General features: G+C 47.5%; 13 protein-coding genes. 8 read left to right on the forward strand and 5 right to left on the reverse strand.

The window, feature by feature from the left end; genetic code table 11:
* Positions 1–10: 10 nt before the first annotated feature.
* The 3 genes from HYN46_RS01330 to HYN46_RS01340 are packed head-to-tail and all read right to left on the reverse strand — an operon-like array spanning position 11 to position 5,089.
* The gene (locus HYN46_RS01330; RefSeq protein ID WP_114897762.1) at positions 11–853 is read right to left on the reverse strand and encodes a phosphoadenosine phosphosulfate reductase domain-containing protein; all 843 of its coding nucleotides are present in this window, start codon (positions 851–853) and stop codon (positions 11–13) included.
* The gene (locus HYN46_RS01335) at positions 850–4,152 is read right to left on the reverse strand and encodes an ATP-binding protein (RefSeq protein ID WP_114897763.1); all 3,303 of its coding nucleotides are present in this window, start codon (positions 4,150–4,152) and stop codon (positions 850–852) included. Before HYN46_RS01335 ends, HYN46_RS01330 begins: the two co-directional genes overlap by 4 nt.
* Positions 4,145–5,089: a DUF4007 family protein gene (locus tag HYN46_RS01340; RefSeq protein WP_114897764.1), complete on the reverse strand. Its 945-nt coding sequence runs from the start codon at positions 5,087–5,089 to the stop codon at positions 4,145–4,147. The genes HYN46_RS01335 and HYN46_RS01340 overlap by 8 nt, the downstream gene beginning before the upstream one ends.
* Positions 5,090–5,337: 248 nt before the next feature.
* Here HYN46_RS01340 and HYN46_RS01345 point away from each other — a divergent pair, with 248 nt between their 5' ends.
* The 7 genes from HYN46_RS01345 to HYN46_RS01375 all read left to right on the forward strand — a co-directional run bounded on the left by HYN46_RS01345 (position 5,338) and on the right by HYN46_RS01375 (position 16,060).
* Positions 5,338–5,946: a LexA family protein gene (locus HYN46_RS01345; protein ID WP_114897765.1), complete on the forward strand. Its 609-nt coding sequence runs from the start codon at positions 5,338–5,340 to the stop codon at positions 5,944–5,946.
* 146 nt (positions 5,947–6,092) lie between these two features.
* Positions 6,093–7,589, forward strand: a complete 1,497-nt coding sequence (locus tag HYN46_RS01350; protein ID WP_114897766.1) for an efflux transporter outer membrane subunit — start codon at positions 6,093–6,095, stop codon at positions 7,587–7,589.
* Positions 7,582–8,835, forward strand: coding sequence for an efflux RND transporter periplasmic adaptor subunit (locus HYN46_RS01355; RefSeq protein ID WP_210009286.1), 1,254 nt, complete (start codon positions 7,582–7,584; stop codon positions 8,833–8,835). The genes HYN46_RS01350 and HYN46_RS01355 overlap by 8 nt, the downstream gene beginning before the upstream one ends.
* Complete coding sequence (locus tag HYN46_RS01360) at positions 8,832–11,951, forward strand: multidrug efflux RND transporter permease subunit (protein ID WP_114897767.1); 3,120 nt, start codon at positions 8,832–8,834, stop codon at positions 11,949–11,951. The genes HYN46_RS01355 and HYN46_RS01360 overlap by 4 nt, the downstream gene beginning before the upstream one ends.
* A gap of 75 nt (positions 11,952–12,026) precedes the next feature.
* Positions 12,027–12,710 (forward strand): response regulator transcription factor, encoded by a 684-nt coding sequence (locus HYN46_RS01365; RefSeq protein WP_114897768.1) that lies wholly within the window; start codon positions 12,027–12,029, stop codon positions 12,708–12,710.
* A gap of 26 nt (positions 12,711–12,736) precedes the next feature.
* Positions 12,737–14,086, forward strand: coding sequence for a HAMP domain-containing sensor histidine kinase (locus HYN46_RS01370; protein WP_114897769.1), 1,350 nt, complete (start codon positions 12,737–12,739; stop codon positions 14,084–14,086).
* Positions 14,087–14,197: 111 nt separating this feature from the next.
* A complete protein-coding gene (locus tag HYN46_RS01375) occupies positions 14,198–16,060 on the forward strand; it encodes an ABC transporter ATP-binding protein (protein WP_114897770.1) in 1,863 nt (620 codons plus the stop codon).
* A 135-nt stretch (positions 16,061–16,195) separates the two neighbouring features.
* Here the strand turns inward: HYN46_RS01375 and HYN46_RS17210 are convergent, their stop codons facing one another.
* Positions 16,196–16,336, reverse strand: a complete 141-nt coding sequence (locus HYN46_RS17210; protein ID WP_162818053.1) for a hypothetical protein — start codon at positions 16,334–16,336, stop codon at positions 16,196–16,198.
* A gap of 454 nt (positions 16,337–16,790) precedes the next feature.
* On the opposite strand from HYN46_RS17210, the gene HYN46_RS01380 reads away from it, so the two are divergent.
* Positions 16,791–17,153, forward strand: coding sequence for a lysozyme inhibitor LprI family protein (locus HYN46_RS01380; protein WP_114897771.1), 363 nt, complete (start codon positions 16,791–16,793; stop codon positions 17,151–17,153).
* A 280-nt stretch (positions 17,154–17,433) separates the two neighbouring features.
* On the opposite strand, the gene HYN46_RS17215 is transcribed toward HYN46_RS01380, so the two are convergent.
* Positions 17,434–17,688, reverse strand: coding sequence for a hypothetical protein (locus HYN46_RS17215; RefSeq protein ID WP_162818054.1), 255 nt, complete (start codon positions 17,686–17,688; stop codon positions 17,434–17,436).
* Positions 17,689–17,998: the final 310 nt, after the last annotated feature.

The raw sequence follows: 17,998 nt of genomic DNA on the forward strand, positions 1-17,998 counted from the left end.
GCAATCCAAACTATTTGTGGCAGGTCAGGCACGATCCATTCCCCTCATCCTCTAAATAAAGATCATCTATATCTAGGGTTTCAATTTGTTGGGGCCGTAATGGGTTGATTGGCTTGCGTTGAATCGCCTTCTGTTTACGTAATTCGAAATCAGCTTGAATTTGTTTAATCCGAGGAGGTTTTTCTAATTCTTCGAGAGACTCGCCTCTGGACCAAGTAAATGGTGATCCCGCATTTAAAGCTGTCTTTTCATAGGCTTTTGCTTCTTCAAATGCAGAGGGGTGTCTTTCTTTAAGTCGTACCCATTCAATTTTTTGTTGAAAAAAACAAAACGTACATCCACTACGAGAACGCCATTCGTAATATTTCGGTAAACCAACACCCGATGCTTCTAGTAACTCGTATACACCGGCTTTATCTATCCCATGTTGGCGAAAAGGGAAAGTAACCTCTAGGTTTTTATGCTGTGATATCAACCCTACTCGGTGCTCCTCATCAGCTCGAATGGCAACGTAACTATAAACCTTATCACCTTTCTCTAGCCATGGGCGAATCCAGTTTTTAAATGGTAATAGCTTGAGCTGGCGAGTGCACCAGCGCGTCTGGGCACTGGGTAGAAAATCATTATACTGCCTCAGCCAAAAATCGAAGTCACGGTCACCATTGATATATTCAATTTTTTGCCCTAGAAAACCCTCAAGTTTTGCTAAAAAGTCATAAACTTCAGGCAATTCCTTCCCTGTATCTGTAAAAAAATAATGGATTTTTAATTCTGGATGATGTTGTCGCATATAGATTGCAAGTGCTGCACTATCTTTGCCGCCAGAGAGACCTAGGACATGATGTTCGCTCATGAGGTTACCTCATCTACTTGCTTTAACTCTTGAATAACTTTTGTTCCTGCCTCCACTAAAGCCGCTAAAAATATCTCTCTTTTATAGTCACCATTATCCAGAGATTTTAGCAATTGTTCAGATAGAAGTTGAATTTTTAGCGTATCTTTTTCAGATACATCGAAGGAACCCGTGATAGTTTTTTTATTACCAAATACAACACCAATAGCGCGCCTTGTAGGGGCTCGCTCTCTTAGGTTTGCAAGTACTTCAAGTCTTCTAAATGCGCTAGACCATGAAAGTAACTGAACTTCTCCTGCATCTAGATCATGGTCTGTCCAGTCCTTACTAGACTTACTTGTTGCTAGCATAAGTAGACTTTCTATTTCTTCAATTTTGCCTGTATAAGTGCTAAGTCGTGTAGCGAATGCTTCTAGTTTGAAGTCTGCACCTACACCCGAAACAATTGAGCCTCTATGGTTAAGACTTTCTAGGTCTAAGTCTTGATCGAGAGCGATAAAAAGATTTCGCTCTATATCCCTTAGTCTTAATTCGAAAGCATTGACCAATTCAGCTGTAATCATTGATATCTTTGAAGTGATAAAGTGTGCGTCAGTTGAGTTTAGCGCTGTGGGAATATCAACAAATAATACTTTATGTGGATCAGAAGCATGCAGTAATAAGTTTCTAATAGTCTTAGTTTCTTTAGTCAGCTTATCTGTTCTGCGTGTCCATGCGGGAATTCCGTAAACTATAGAAACTAGAGCGCGTGCTGAATCAAGAGGGTCTGTATCTATAGGCCGTTTTAATTGCTCTGTGAGTGATCGAGCCAATTGCGTCAATATTTGTTTTTCGCTTGATTGCAGTTCGACATAACGCCAACTGATTCGCCTTGGATCTTGTAACCATTCATCTAAAGAAGCTTCAGTTAGATCAGGGCTAAACATACCATCTGTATATACTGCTAAATGCTGTTTATTAGCTAGATAAAATGATAATGCGAATATAGGTAGTAGACCATTTTTAACTCCATATGGCGGTTTGGACCACACGTCATAAAGATCTGATAGCTTAATGAGATTTTTTGAACGTTGAACTAGTTTCTTCGTGCTGTTCCAGAGCTGAATGGCTGACGATGAGTTTGGGGATTCTTTCGGCTCAAAGATATTCCAAATACCATCAATCTCTCGATGTATGCCTAGTGCTTTAATCGTTGTGCGATATAAGCCTGCTGCTGCTGACATTGTATCGAAGCCAAGGTTTTCAAGATGACTATTAAGTAGCATGGCTCTTAAAAGATCTTTTTGTGCCTTAACTGCGCTAGTGGATAATGCATTTCGATTAACTAACTCACTGATGACTTTTGGTGAGTGTTTATAAGTATGATCGGCGATCTCTGAAGCAATACGAGATAAGCCACCTGAATTCACAACATCATTCCAGCTCCATTGGGCATCGTTAAATGCTTGTCGCAGTTCGTCAGCTAAAGCAATTTTAACAGCTTGGATTCGTGCGGTTACTTCTCTCATAGCAACACTATCAGAGTGAAGTTTTAGACTATTGTCTCGAACGAAGTGAAGAGCTGTGAGTTCTTCTAGTAGCCTAAAAATTATTTCCCCGTTTTTTGGTACTCCAATAAGAATGCCTTTTTTAGTTGCAGTTTTAGCAACCTTTTCTTCTAGTACGAACTGATTATTTTTGTTTTCAATTACATTGGGAATCACTAGCATGAATTCACCGCACGAACTTCCTGAGGCATTAAAACGTTCTATGTTCTTTACAGCATCTGGTTCAAGGAAGATTGAGCGGGAAAGCCAACGCATAGCTCCCGTTTCCCAATAGTGCTTACGAGCAGTGATAGGGCTAAGTTCTAGAAAATTCCTAATTTTGGATAAATCGGGTACCCCTATTGTTAGGAGGGCTTCATGAACTGCAGCCTCAATATCAAAGTCACTGCCTGCATATACAGCCCATGAATCCGTATGCTTTCTAAAAATTAGAATGGAGGCTAGAGCAAGCTCTGAAAGAGCTTCTTTGGTCTGATCCTCAGTTAGCGTATGAATGCAGTAAGTAAGTAGTTGATTTTCAGCGGCTAATCCTGATCCATTTCTCAGAATCTCTATAAGTGCAACTGTTTTAACTAAATTAACATGTAGCGTTGAAAATATGGCCTCAGCTCTTTCTATCGCATCAACACTTAGCGACCATCGGTGACCATCAACTGATGCGAGAATTGCGGGTTCGAAATTAACTTGAAGATAGTCCCAAAATTGGTGTGGCCAATAATAGGTTGAGTCTTTTGAGTTGATACCTTTGATGACTTCTGAAAAGCCTAGGGGTTCCGCTGAAGCTAGAAAGCTAAAAACACTTCGCTCATTCTGTCCAAATTTCTTCTTTGACGCGGGGCCAAGCATTGCGGCCGTGACGGGATGTAAAGGCCAGCAAGAGTCCAGAAGTTGGGCTATATTAGGTGCTGCGCTTGGTCTTCTTTTAAGAATAACTTTTGCAATTTGATCGGCAGTTTGTGAGCTATTCGGATGATCTAGATTAGTATTAATGGCTTGACCGATTAACGATACTGTTTCATCGGTTCCAGCAACAAGTGGTATGTCGACATAGCGCCCCTGCACTTTTGCCCAGTCTTGTTGGGCTGCAAATCCTAGACGGGATGCATATTGTTCAAAAGATTGATGCAATACCCCTATAACAACTAGGTTCCCTTTGCACCGAGCAGCAGCTTCCGCAAGCGTTTGATAGAAGCCAATATCTTCACCAGTATATGCAGCATGCTCCAAAGACTTTCCGAGCTCGTCAATAATTAGTAATACACCTGCATTTTCAGAAGTATTTTCTGCTAAGTCCAAGAGGCGGGCTATAACGGGCTGTTCTGAATCTTGAAATATTTTTGACTCATTACAAACATGATCCAAGGATGATGCAATTTGGACTTCAATTGGCGCTCTTTTCCCTACAATTGGTATAACTATCCAAGGTTTATCTGAATCAAAAAATTGTTTAATTCCTTGATTGATGTCTCCTAAAGTTTTGCTTGCTATTTTTCTGGTTTCTTTTGATCCACCTGCTAGAGAGGCTAAGGTTAGAGCTAACAAAGACTTGCCACCACCGTACGGACCAGTCCAAGTAAAAGCTCTTTGTTGAGTTAGACTTAAGTGATTGCCAGTAATCTCGAGTAAGTGTTTTGCTGAAGCCTGTAGAATGTAGCCTTCAATAGCATCAACTCTCCCAAAATCCATATCAATTCGAACTGAACGCAAAAAATGGCGTTGAACCGAAACGACATCTGATAGATTTTTATACATATGCGCCTCTCAGGATTCTTAGCTTTGCTTGATCCATATTTTCATTGCCAATTCTGCTAACCTGACGAATACCCGAACTATCGGTCCACTGTAGATAATTGTCTGTTATTTCAGAAATTCTAGATAAACGATCGCTAACAGCATCCTCATCTAACTTGAAAACTCTACCGGGTGAGCTATAGTCATGAGCAATCAAATTAAACGCTAATGTGGTTTGTGATGAGTTTGATGCTCTTTCACATCGACTCCAGAAATCTAGTAATGCAAAACCAAATACTGCATCTGATAAAGAGTGTTGAGCACCTCTATTAAAGTGATATTGTCCCTTACCTACCATTGAAATTAGACCTAGACTGGCCAACAAAGGTTCAATGTTATCTTCTGTGTCGTGAGCAGAAACATAACATTTCAGGCAGGTCTCAACATCTCTAGATACTGTTGAATCAGATCTGACGGCCTTATTTGACTGTGTAAAATCAGAAATAATAGAAATAATATCTTCGTTTTTAAAGGTTTGGTTTTGGATAAGATTAAAAATAATGTGCAAAGTAGCTGAGCGTTTTGAGCGCCCTGCAAGCAGCCAATGTACTAACCATATACTAGCTTCATGTTCAAGAAATTGATCTACACCGCTATCTTCATCAAAGAGTAATGTCCCAATTTCACCTATTTCGAAACCATTTTGTTCAGTACTTTCTTTAATCACGTCACAAGCCAGAGCCCAATGTTTTATCGAGGAAACCATATTCTTTCCAACACCAAATCGTTCAATTGCATCTTCTGCAGAAAAAACTGTTTTTGGCGCGCAATGATTTTGTTTATCAGTGAATTGAACTATTTGAGAGTAAGCTTTACGTAGCCATAGTTGTCGGAGAGGGAAAGTTTCATGACCCGAAAACATCGGTTTTATATCTGATGGAAAGCGAATGTTACTCATGTGCTGGTGATTCCGTCCAGTAGCGATGGATTGTTACTGGAGGATTCTACCAGTAAGCAATCAAAAACTAAATGTTAATCTCAGAAGGAGTACGGTCGGTACCGTTTCTCTACTACTAATAATTCACACTGCCTTTAATTGGAGACTCGTATTAGTCAATTAGGCTACAAAATTTAAGTGTATTTTGATTGTGTTACTTTATCATATTGCGCTATTCTTTTGTTAAATGATTATGTAACGCAATCAAAATGAGTGAACAATCAAAAAAACGCGGTGGCCGGCGAGACGGTGCGGGTCCAAAGTTTAAGTACAATGAACCAACCGTAACGATGCGGATACCACAATCACGAGTTGAGTACTTAAAAGCATGGTTGCATAGCCAATCACCTGATTTGAGAAATGACTCATCCAATAATATTAAAATTCAAACTATTACAATAAATCCAAAGGCATTGGAAATACCTTTGATGTTAGATTATGTAGCTGCTGGATTTCCAGCACCAGTAGCTGAGGCCATTGATCGTGGAATTGACTTCAATAAAGAGTTGATAAGGAATAGAGCTTCAACTTTTGTTGTCACGGTTAATTCGTTATCTATGCTGAATATTGGTATTGATATTGGAGATAAACTTGTTGTTGATCGTTCAATTGAACCAAAACAAGGGCACGTAGTATTGGCAGTTATTAATACAGAATTTACTGTAAAGACCTTAATGATTGAAGGCATTGGGGATAAAAAAATAATCTGGCTTCGAGCTGAAAATCCAGATTTTGCATCTATCTTTCCAATGGATGGTGATGATTTTTTAGTGTGGGGGGTTGTCACAAATGTTCTTAAAGATATGTTGAAAAAGTAAGAGGTATTTTGGATAACTATTATCAGTGGAGTTCCTTTTGAAATAAGTTTCATCTTCCCCACATGAACAGAATTTAATAATTCACCCAGCTCTCCCTTCATCCGCGCACGCGTATCATTACTCACTACACCCTGTGATGCGCTGCTATGTCCCGTCAGAAAGATAAACCCTTAGCCTTCAATCATTTTCCCTTGATACACACCTGTGGATTGCTCATCTGCGCAAGCGTTACGCTGACTGCCTGTAGCGTGGGTCCGACCTATGTTCGCCCAACCACGCCGCAACCCAGCGCATGGTTAACCGAGCAGGGCAGTGGAGTTACACAGGACACCCATCGGCAGTGGTGGCAGCGTTTTGGCTCGCCAGAATTAAATAGTCTGATTGAAAAGGCCACACACAATAATGACGACCTCGCCGCCGCCGTGGCACGAGTCGAGCAGGCGGATGCGACTGCACGGATTGCGGGTGCAAGCCTACGGCCCCAAGTAGACCTTGGAGCCACAGCGACCCATGCCCGCTCAGAAGCTTCAAGTGGCGGCATGCAAACCCACTCTCAATATAGCCCGCTGCTCTCTGCCAGCTACGAGATCGACTTCTGGGGCAAGAACCGTGCTGCACGCGAAGCCGCCATCGCCGCTGCCAAAACCAGTCGCTATGACCGAGCCACTGTAGAGCTTGCCGTCATGACCAGCGTGGTCAGCGACTACTTTCAAGCCTTAGCACTGCGTGACCGCATCAGCATCGCGGAAAACAACCTTAAGAATGCCCAAACCACCCTAAAAGGCCTGCAAACCCAGCAAAGCGTCGGCATCATCACCGCCCTAGACACCGCACAGCAAGAAACTGCTGTGGCAACCCTCTATGCCTCGATTCCCCCGCTGAAACAACAACTACGCCAACTGTGTGATGCACTGGCGATCCTGACCGGGCAGTTGCCTGAAGCAGTCGATATCCCCAGCGGCAGTCTGGCAGGACTGACCACACCCGTGATCGAAGCGGGCTTGCCCTCTGAGTTACTCGCACGTCGACCCGATGTCGCCGAGGCCGAGGCGCAATTGATCGCAGCCAATGCCAATATCAAAGTGGCACGTGCCGCGTATTTCCCCAGTATCAGCCTGACCGCAAATGGCGGCTTTGTCAGCAATACGCTGTCCACCGCACTGAGTCCTGCCAATCGGGTCTTTAGCCTTGCGGCAGGTCTGACGCAGCCGATCTTTGCGGGCGGGGCGATCAGCGGGCAATACGACTATAGCAAGGCGCGCTATGCCGAATTACTGGCGGACTACCACAAGACCGTGATCAGCGCCTATGCCAATGTCGAAGACGCACTGGTCGCCGTACAGCAAACCGCAGAGCAGCAAAGCCGCCAGCAGGCCGCTTTTGATAAGGCACAACATGCCTATAGCCTTGCCAATGCCCAACTGCATGCGGGCACCGTCAATATCCTCACCGTGCTAAGTACCCAGCAAGCCGTATTCAGTAGCGATGACCAACTGACCCAAGTCAAACTCGCTCACCTGCAAGCCCTGCTGTCACTGTATAACGCCCTAGGCGGCGGCTGGCAGCAAGAAGAATCACAACATTCACCAACCAGCACCTCATCTGCGATCGCGCAAGCCCGTTTAGGAAATACCCATGACTAATCCCACGCCCAACCCGACGCCCGCGCCAACTGCAACACCGCAAACTCCCGCTCAGCCTGAGCGTAAAAAGACCCGTGTGATCATGATCGGGGCAACCGTGGTGGTAATCGGTGGACTGGTCTGGTATGGCAGCGGTTCACATGACAAAGCCGCCAAAGCTGATACCGGTAAGCCCAAAGCCGTGACGGTTGAAACCACTCGCGTCACTCGCATGGACATGCCGCAATATCTCGAAGGGCTGGGGACCGTACAAGCGTTTAACACCGTCACCGTAAATACGCGGGTGGATGGGCAATTGCAAAAGATCGGCTTTACCGAAGGACAAACCGTGAATCGCGGCGATGTCTTGGCACAGATTGATCCCAGGCCAAATCAGGCGGCGCTGCTACTGGCACAGGCCAACAAAGCCAAAGATGAAGCCCAGCTTGCCAATGCCAAACGCGATCTGGCGCGCTACCAACTGCTTGAACCGCAGCAGCTCACCAGTAAACAAACACTAGACGCCCAGCGGGCCACGGTTGCCCAGCTTGCGGCACAGGTGCAAGCGGATCAGGCCGCGGTGGACAATGCCAAAACCCAACTCGACTACACCACCATTACCTCACCGATTACGGGTCGCACTGGGATTCGCTTGGTGGATGTCGGCAATATGGTGCATAGCACCGATACCACGGGTATCGTGGTCGTGACGCAGATGCAGCCGATCTCGCTGATCTTTACCCTGCCCGAAGAAGCACTGAGCCAAGTCAATCAGGCACTGGAGAAGGGCAAAGTGCCTGTCGCTGCACTGGCGCGGGATGGCAGTAAGATACTGGATCAAGGCACGCTGGCCCTAGTGGATAACCAGATCAACCAGACCTCGGGCACCATCAAACTCAAAGCAACTTTTGGCAATAGCCATCTCCAGCTCTGGCCGGGACAGTTCATCAATGCCCGTTTGCTGCTGCAAGTTCACCAGCAAGCCTTGACCATTCCCGATAGCGCCGCACAGCGTGGTCCGAATGGCATGTTTACCTATGTGTTGAAGCCGGACTCGACGGTCGAAGCAAGACCGATCAAAGTCGGTATTGATACCGGTAAGGTGATGGTGGTGGAGAGCGGACTTACCGAGGGTGAGCAAGTCGTGACCAATAACCAATATCGCCTGCAACCCGGTAGTAGCGTCAAGGTTAAAGATGCCAAAAAAGATAAAGCGCCACACGCCAAAGATGACGCGTCAGCAGATAAGGCAGGTGCGGCATCATGAATATTTCCGCACCGTTTATTCACCGTCCGATTGCCACGTCACTCCTTATGGCAGGCATCTTTTTGATTGGTCTGGTGGCGTATCCCATGCTGCCCGTTGCGCCGTTGCCGCAGGTGGATTTTCCGACCATCTTGGTGTCGACCAAGCTATCGGGTGCCAGTCCTGAGACCATGGCGTCTTCGGTGGCACAGCCACTCGAGACCCAGTTTGCCCAGATTCCCGGGGTCAGTCAGATGACCTCGACCAGTGTGTTGGGCTCGACTCAGATCACGCTACAATTTGATCTCAATCGCAATATCGACGCCGCAGCACAGGACGTCCAGTCAGCGATCACCGCTGCGGGCGGTCAATTGCCAAAAAACCTGCCTTCGCCACCGTCTTACCGCAAGGTCAATCCTGCCGATGCGCCGATCCTGACCTATAGCGCGCACTCCGATGTCTTGCCCCTCACCGAAGTCGATGACTATGCCGAAACCGTGGTGGCACAGCGTTTATCCCAAATCGCGGGGGTTGCGCAGGTATCGCTGGGTGGTCAGCAGAAGCCCGCGATCCGCGTTCAGGTTGATCCGGCCAAGCTCGCCGCGACAGGTCTACAGCTTGAGGATGTTGCCAATATCATCACCACGGCAAGTGTCAACGCGCCCAAGGGATCGATCAGCGGCACCAAACATAGCTTTGCCATCTATAACAACGACCAGTTGCAGAAAGCCGCACCGTGGAATGACGTGATCATCGCCTATAAAAATGGCGCACCGATACGGGTACGTGATATCGGTATCGCGGTGGATGGCGCGGAAAATACACAACTTGCCGCATGGCAAAACGGCAAGCCCGGTATCATCCTGCAAGTGTTTAAACAGCCCGGTTTTAACATTCTTGATACCGTTGCCAATATTGAAAAAGTCCTGCCAGACGTGATGGCGGCAGCGCCTGCATCGCTCAAGCTGGACAAGATCATAGACCGTACCACGACCATCAAGGCGTCGGTGGATGATGTGCAGTTCACCCTGATCCTGACGATTTTCCTTGTGGTGATGGTGATTTTTCTGTTTTTGCGCACCTTCTGGGCGACCATCATCCCCGGCATTACCGTGCCTTTGGCATTGATGGGTACGGCAGCGCTGATGTATGCGGTGGGCTATAGCTTGGATAACCTATCGCTCATGGGCTTGACCATCGCGGTGGGTTTTGTGGTGGATGATGCCATCGTGATGCTGGAAAACATCTATCGCCATATCGAAGAGGGCATGACCCCCAAGGAAGCCGCGCTGAAAGGCTCGCAAGAGATTGGCTTTACCATTTTGACCATCAGTATTTCGCTGATTGCAGTGTTTATTCCACTGCTGCTGATGAGCGGGATCATTGGGCGGCTGTTCCGTGAGTTTGCCATTACCGTGACCATGACCATTGCGGTATCAGCGCTGGTGTCGCTGACGCTATCACCGATGATGTGTGCGCTGTTTTTGCGTGATGAGCGGCATGCCCAGCATGGCAAAGTCTATATGTTTATCGAAGGATTATTTGACAAGCTGCTTGCGGGGTATAGCCGTGCTTTGGATAAGGTTCTGCGTCATCAAGGCCTGACCATGATTGTCTTTGTCCTGACCATCGTCAGTACTGGATTCTTATACGTTGCCATTCCTAAAGGATTTTTTCCCCAGCAGGACACGGGCATCATTGCGGGGTTGTCGGATGCAGCTCAGGATATCTCCTTTGATGAAATGGTGCGTGTCCAGCATCGCCTGACCGATGTGATTGCCAAAGACCCGGATATTGCCGGGTGGGCGGCTTCGGTCGGGGGTACGCGACCACTGAATAATGGTCAGATCAATATTGGGTTAAAACCCCGTGATGAGCGCACGGCGTCTGCCGATGAGATCATTACCCGACTACGCAAAGAGCTGGCAAAAGTTCCGGGTGCGACGCTGTACTTGCAAGCATCGCAGGACTTGAATGTCGGTGGGCGGCTGTCGCGCACGCAGTATCAGTACACCATTCAGGATGCGGATCTGGAAGAGCTGGATGAGTGGGCGCCTAAGCTGCTTACGGCATTGAAGGCCTTGCCACAACTGCGTGATGTCGCGTCTGACCAACAGACCAACAGTACCATGCTGTCACTGGTCATTGACCGTGATCAGGCGGCACGCTTTGGCATTCAGCCATCGCTGATTGACCAGACCTTATATGATGCCTTCGGTCAGCGCCAAGTGGGTCAGTACTTTACCCAGCTCAACAGCTATCACGTGATTCTGGAAGTCACGCCAACCCTGCAAGCTGATCCCAATACCTTAAACAAACTGTATATCACTTCGCCCCTGACCGGTGAGCAAGTGCCACTGTCAACCTTTGCGCATTTTGATACGCAGCATGTCGCGTTCCTCTCAGTCAATCACCAAGGACAATTCCCTGCGGTGACGCTGTCGTTTAACCTTGCGCCAAACATCGCGCTGAGTCAGGCGGTGGATGCGATTAACAACACTGCCAGCAAGATCGGTATGCCGAGTTCCGTGTCTGGCACCTTTCAGGGTACTGCCCAAGCGTTTCAGTCATCGCTCAAGAGTCAGCCATATTTGATTCTGGCGGCGCTGGTTGTGGTCTATCTGATTTTGGGTGTGCTGTATGAGAGCTATATTCATCCGCTGACCATTCTCTCCACCTTGCCTTCGGCGGGTGCGGGGGCACTGTTGATGCTGATGTTGTTTCACTTTGAGCTGTCGGTGATTGCCTTGATCGGGATCATTTTGCTGATCGGGATTGTTAAAAAGAACGGCATTATGATGGTGGATTTTGCGATTCAGGCCGAGCGAGAGCAGCACCTGTCGCCTGAGGCGTCAATCCGTCAGGCGTGTTTATTGCGCTTCCGTCCGATCATGATGACCACCATGGCGGCGCTGCTGGCGGCATTGCCGCTGATGCTCGGGCATGGTACGGGCTCGGAGCTGCGCCAACCGCTGGGTTATACCATGGTGGGTGGTTTGCTGCTTAGTCAAGCATTGACCTTGTTTACCACACCAGTCGTGTATTTGTACTTGGATCGTTTTAGTCTACGCTTGGCGCGTCGCCGTGAGGCGCGTAAGGCACGTCGGGAGCAGGCGGCGCTTGTACATAAGTCATAGGGTTTTGACAATAGTCGTTGCAGCCCCTAGGCTGTCCGTGGTCTGGCATGACTTTATTTTGGGGAAAGGGTGATCATGAAAGTATTGCTGGTCGAGGACAATGAGCGTGTTGCCAAGTTTATCGTGAAAGGTCTGCAGGAAGCAGGGCATACCGTGGATCATGCCGATAATGGTCGTGATGGTATCTTTCTCGCCGCCAGTAGCGCGTTTGATGTGATCATCATGGATCGCATGCTGCCGGATAATGTAGATGGACTGGCGATCATTGGAACCTTGCGCAGTGCGGGTGTGCGTACGCCGATCCTGATCTTGAGTGCTTTGTCTGATGTGGATGAGCGGATCAAAGGTTTGCAGAGTGGCGGTGATGACTACCTGACTAAGCCCTTTGCCTTTGGTGAGTTACTGGCGCGTCTGGATGCCTTGGCGCGTCGTACCCAGAGTAACCCGAAGGCCACGTCGCTCGATGTCGGTGATCTGCATATGGATTTACTATCGCGCAAGGTCACGCGCGGGCAGCGCAATATCTTGCTCCAGCCGCGGGAATTCAAACTGTTGGAATATCTCATGCGTCATGCGGGACAAGTGGTGACGCGTACCATGATGATTGAAAATGTCTGGGAATATCACTTTGACCCGCAGACCAATGTGATCGATGTTCATATCAGTAAACTGCGTCAGCGGATTGACAGTGACTTTGAGCGACCGTTGCTGCGTACGGTACGCAATGCGGGCTATATGCTGACGGCCCATGATGAATAGGCGCACAATGTTATGATAATCACGCTATGAAACTCATCCGTTCTTCCGCGTTCTTTCTGGCCGTCGGCTATGTCTTTTTGGGCATTATTGCGTTGGGGATGTTTGCCACGCCGCTGTGGTATGCATGGCGAGTGACCATCAATGATGGTCGTGCGGAGCTCTTGCAAGCCGATACCCAGCGCTTTAATGCCGTGTTTCAGCGCGATGGCGCGATGCAGTTGATCAACTTTATCAATGCACGGGTCGGTATGCAGATTCCCGGTGAGCGTATTTTGATTCTGGCGGATAGCGACAAGCACCTGCTTGCCGGCAATATGCCCACATGGCCGAAAAATGTCTCTGATAAGCCTGGCATTTATACCATTTCGATGGATCTGGGCGGGAGTCCCGCACAAGTTGTGGTGGTGCGCTCTTATTTGCCCAATGGTTATAACTTGCTGGTCGGGCGTGATTTATCGCGTTTTGCACCGCTCGAAACGCGATTCTGGTATGGGTTGTCTGGTGCGATTCTGATCCTGATCATTGACGGGGTGTTGGGCGGACTATTGATTCGTCGCGCGTTGATGTTTCGTATTCAAGGCATCGATCAGACCGTCTCTGCGATTGTGCAAGGCGATCTCGGACACAGGCTTATGACCAAATCCAGCGGTGATGAGCTGGATACCTTGAGCATTACCATCAATCAATTGCTCGATCAGATTGAGCAGCTCATTCATGGTATTCGTAATGTCTCCAACACCATCGCCCATGACCTGCGTACGCCTCTGGCCGAGCTGCGTTCACGGCTGGAAGTGCTGGCATTGACTCAGCCAAGCCCAGATGAAACTTTCGCTGAAATCGATGCGGCGGTGAGTGATGTGGATCGGGTTATTCGTATTTTTAATGCGCTGCTGCGCCTTGCTGAGATTGATGCCGGGCTGCGTCGCTCGGGTTTTGTCTTGGTTGATGCGGTCAAGATCGTCACCGATGCGGTGGATTTTTATTTACCCGTGACCGAGTTGAATGATATCGAACTGATCTTTCAGCACAACGGCGGTGCGCCAGTGCTTGGCGACCCTGTGTTGCTGGCGCAAGCGGTGAGCAATCTGATGGACAATGCCCTGAAATACGTGGGTAGTCATGGCAAGATTACCGTCGAAGTGTCGAGCCTAAGCGGGGAGACGGTGCAAATCAGTATCGCGGATAATGGTCCGGGTATCCCCGATGCCGAAAAGCCTAAAGTCACCGAGCGCTTCTTTCGTGGACGCGCGAGCAATGACATGCCGGGTGTGGGGCTGGGGCTAACGCTGGTGGATGCCGTGGCGAGGCTGCATGGCGGCCGGTTAATCCTTGAGGATAATCACCCGGGATTGAAGGCACGTATCGTGATTGGCTAAGTCTCTGCCAAAGAATGCCCCGATCGACCGAAAAATTTGTCCAAATGGATGCTAGACATTCATTTTTGTACTAAGCTTCTAAGCTATTTTGAAGATACAGGTTGAACAGTCATGCTGCGTTGGTTCGAAAGCCGCGTTGATCCCTATCCTGAACAACCTCTTAAAGCGTTACCCAAGACCTTTTTTGCCTTTGTCTGGCAGAGTACCGAAGGTTTGCGAACGCTGATGTTTAGTATGGCTATACTCACATCAATCATTGGCGTCTTTGAAGCATTGCTCTTTGCCATGATGGGTAAAATGGTCGACTGGCTAAGCCACGTCGAGCCTGCACAGCTGTGGGCAAAAGAAACCCATCATCTGCTGATCTTGGCGGCGATTATTCTGGGCAGTGTTTTTTTGATTGCGCTGCAATCCATGATCAAGCAGCAGGCCCTGCTGGGTAACTTCCCGATGCGCTTGCGCTGGAATTTCCACCGCTTGATGCTGAGTCAAAGTATCAGTTTCTTTAGCGATGACTTTGCTGGACGGATCGCGACCAAAGTCATGCAAACCTCGCTGGCGGTGCGTGATTTCTGGATGGTGATGGCGGATATTTTTGCTTTTATCATCGTCTACTTTGTCACGCTGACGGTGGTGATGGGCTCGTTTGATCTATGGATGCTGGCACCATTTTTAATTTGGCTTGCGGCATATATCGCCAGTCTGTTTTATTTCATTCCGCGTTTAGGTCGCATCGCCAAGCAGCAAGCCGATGCACGCTCGATCATGGTGGGGCGAGTGACCGATGCCTATACCAATATCCAGACCGTCAAGTTATTTTCCCATGCGGGTCGTGAGGCTGGTTTTGCCAAAAATGCGATGCAGCAGTTTCTGACCACGGTACATGGGCAAATGCGTCTTGCGACCGGATTTGAGATTATCAATCATGGTCTGAATATGCTGTTGATTGTCTCCACGGCTGGCGTTGCGCTGTGGCTCTGGACACAAAGCTTGCTGGGCATTGGCGCAGTCGCAGCAGCAACGGCGATGGCACTGCGGTTAAACGGCATGGCGCACTGGATCATGTGGGAGATGTCATCGCTGTTTGAAAACATCGGAACGGTGCAGGATGGCATTACCACCCTGACCAAACCGCATCTGATTCAGGATGTGCCAGACGCCAAACCGCTCAAGGTAGAGCATAGTCAGATTCAATTTGATCATGTGACCTTTGGTTACCATGCCGAGCAGCAGATTCTGGATAATCTATCCCTGACGATTCATGCGGGTGAGAAGGTGGGGCTGGTTGGTCGTTCGGGCGCAGGGAAATCAACGCTGATCAATCTGCTGCTGCATTTTTATCAGCCGCAGGCGGGACGTATTCTGATTGACGGGCAAGACATCCGCTTGGTGACGCAAGAAAGTCTTCGTGCCCAGATTGGTATGGTTACGCAAGACACGTCGCTTCTACATCGTTCGGTGCGAGACAATATCCTCTATGGTCGTCCTGATGCGACAGAAGCGGATATGGTGGCTGCGGCAGAGCAGGCCGAGGCTGATGAGTTCATTGCTGATTTGACCGATCCCCGTGGACGTACGGGTTACGATGCGCATGTCGGTGAGCGTGGCGTCAAGCTCTCTGGTGGTCAGCGTCAGCGCATAGCCATTGCCCGCGTGATGCTCAAAGATGCGCCGATCCTGCTATTGGATGAAGCCACCAGTGCGCTGGACTCCGAAGTGGAAGCGGCGATTCAGCATAGCCTCTATCAACTGATGCGCGGTAAAACCGTGATTGCGATTGCGCATCGGCTGTCCACCATCATGGCGATGGATCGACTGATCGTGATGGATCAAGGCAAGGTGGTAGAGCAGGGCACCCATCAAGAGCTCTTGGCTCAAAATGGCCTGTATGCGCGGCTTTGGGAACACCAAAGTGGCGGCTTCTTGCTGGATGAAGGCGAAGAGGAAAGCGGCGTGCAGCCTGAGCGGGTCTAACGTTAGACTCACTTTGAAAGTGCCCGCTCGAAAAAAAGGATAGTCAGACTATCCTTTTTTTATAACGCTATGGATCTATGACATATATGTTTTCTATGAACATACTTACCCATCCTATGAGATGGGAGGGATATATTACTTCTTTTTCTTCTTCTTTTTTTTGTCTTCGATCAATTGATCGAGTTGTAGCTCATTCCAGTGTTTACGGCTTTTTTTCTTCTTAGCATCATCTTTATCTTTGATTTGATCATCTGACTTACTTTTATCTTTACCCATTTTTATCACCTGCGGAGTCTATAAAAGAGATTGAAATAAAGCGGTGCGATTATAGCAAAAGGTTTATGACAAAACGCACCAAATGGTTCTTAACACCTTATCCTAAAATAGCAGAGGAAGATGTTTGTCTATAGTTAAATACTTCATATGATGATGAAGTTATCTTGGTTTGTTGTGGCGGTGATTTCTCTTATCATCCTCTTCGATGATTCGCGACTATGTCTATAGTCGGTCATCCCCAATTCATGATAAGAAGACACAAGAACACATAAAACCGCCTTGGATGGCGGTTTTTTATTTTTAAGTGGTTATTTTTAAATGGTTATCTAAGAGAGATGGCAAAGTTCTTACAGTCTCTTTATCTGAAAACGACGTTTTTTTATACCGTTCTTACATCCATATGCTTAAAATTTAATGCATGAATCATTCAATACCTTAAAAAAAGAGATGGATCATGAAGGGCATATTGCTGAGTCTCATGATACTGCTGATAGGGAACCCTCAGGCATGGGCAGACGGCTGTGAGTCTATGAGCCGCTCAAGCACACAAAGCTGCACCCTTGCGCAAAGTGATACAGAGGTCAATGATGCTTATATGCATCTGGTCGAAGTGCTCGGTAAGCAGTTTAAATTAGATCAGATTAAAGCACTGTATCAGGCGCAGGATGCTTGGCGACTTTACCGCGACAAGTCTTGTCAGTATCTTGATGCGGATTTTGCTCATGCTGAAGCAACTGAAAATGATTGTCTTATCCGCTTGAATGATGAGCGGATCAAACAGTTGACGCAGTATATGACTCAAGCGCTTGTGCATTAGTAGGGATGAAGCTCTTTCTTGGTTTATTTTCTGTGCATGCTACGGATGGTTGATGGCTTGACTCAACACACTAGACATGATAGTTTTTTAATCATTGCCGAGTGATGTTGTAACGAACAATTTTGATCGTTTTAGTCCATTTTTCCAAAGGGATGGGCTGTTTTTTGTTTAGAAAGTTTGATGTGCTTAATATAAAAAAAGCTTAATTCTAAGGAATTAAGCTTTTTTTATGCGTTGTCTTTAAGGCGAGTATTTTAAAAGGACGTTTTTAAGCACATCTTTATGAGAGTAAGACGTGTCTTTTAAGGGCGAAGGAGTGGTTGAGCCAGTCCAGCTCGCGATAGGAATAGCCTTGCCATATGGCCTTGCTGCCCAGTTCAACAATAAAGACTTTGTCGTCTGGGTAGAGAAAGGGTTTGATCAGCTCAAGGATGTGATCTGGTTGATGACGCGTATTGATGACCCACGCCGACTCCGAGAATTTGTGCCAGAAGGTTCCGGTGACTTTTTCGAAGCGGTCCAAAAGAAAATCCATGTTCTCGCCTGATTCAATTTCATAGTTAATCAAGATCGATTGCATTGTTAAAACCTAAAAAATAAAGCAAATATACAGCGCATATAATGCCAACTAGATCACATAATTGCAAATACTCGACAGTCATTCTCATCGCCGTTTTAATATTATTGAAATATTAGAGGGTTATAGTGAGCTCCGAAGGGATGTACCTCTACAAAAAGGATGCTTTGATAGCCCATCTCATTTATGAGCGCTGGGCTTTTTTAATGCCTGAGGTTCGTGTTTGCTGATATGAGCCACTGGAATGAATATGTAAAATAAAAAAGCC

The sequence above is a fragment of the Aquirhabdus parva genome (assembly GCF_003351745.1).
In the GTDB taxonomy this organism is placed as follows: Bacteria; Pseudomonadota; Gammaproteobacteria; order Pseudomonadales; family Moraxellaceae; genus Aquirhabdus; species Aquirhabdus parva.